This is a genomic window from Flammeovirga sp. AWQ4_249, assembly GCF_056161045.1.
In genome coordinates this window covers 1-862 of sequence record NZ_JBSWYJ010000107.1, presented here as the reverse complement: position 1 = coordinate 862, position 862 = coordinate 1, and the positions used below count along the sequence as shown (strand labels likewise).

Below are 862 nucleotides of genomic sequence, written 5' to 3'. Positions count from 1 at the left end.
GAAAACACAAGCACCAAAAGTAGATCAGTACAACAAACATGAAGAAAATTTAGCAGGAAGAAACAGCTATTCCAAGACAGATCATGAAGCCACTTTTATGCGTATGAAAGACGACCATATGAGAAATGGGCAGTTAAAACCCGCATACAACGTTCAAGGATCAACACAAAATGGATATGTTATAAATTACACACTACATCAAACAGCAGGAGATAGTACAACTTTTATCGATCACTACCTGCAAATGCAATCATTTTTAGGAACATACCCTGGTATTGCTGTAGCGGACTCGGGTTATGGTTCTGAAGAAAACAATCAATTTTTAGAACACCAAGACATCGAAAATGTGGTCAAATTTGCAGGTTTTCATAAGGAGCAGAAAACCAAGAAACCTGACAATAGTGACCTGAGTGTAAACAGCCTTCATTATAATGAAGAAGAAAATTATTTAGTATGCCCAATGGGGCAACAGATGCAGTTTAAAGGTATCAAAACACAAAAAACGTCCACAGGTTACCTACAGAAAATACATGTTTTTGAAGCTGTAAATTGTCATGCTTGCCCAATACATAGCAGGTGTTTTAAATCAAAATACAAGTATAAAAATCGAGAAGTATCGATCAATCTAAATGCTAAACATCTTCGTAATAAGGCCAGACAAAATCTACTTAGTAAAGATGGAGAAAAGTTGAGAAAACAGCGATGTGCGGAAGTAGAACAAATGTTTGGTCAGTTGAAAGGAAATAAAAACTTCAAAAGGTTCTTGCTAAAAGGTCTTGATAAAATCGAGATAGAGTTAGGTCTTGTCTTCATGTCCATGAATATCATGAAATACGCTAGAAAGCTCCAAAAAGGGGTAAAA

At 35.7% G+C, this 862-nt stretch carries 1 protein-coding gene; it reads left to right on the top strand.

The window, feature by feature from the left end; all coding sequences use genetic code 11:
• Positions 1-862 (top strand): transposase (locus ACXAHM_RS26275; protein WP_474967058.1); only part of this gene is annotated, 862 nt, incomplete at both ends.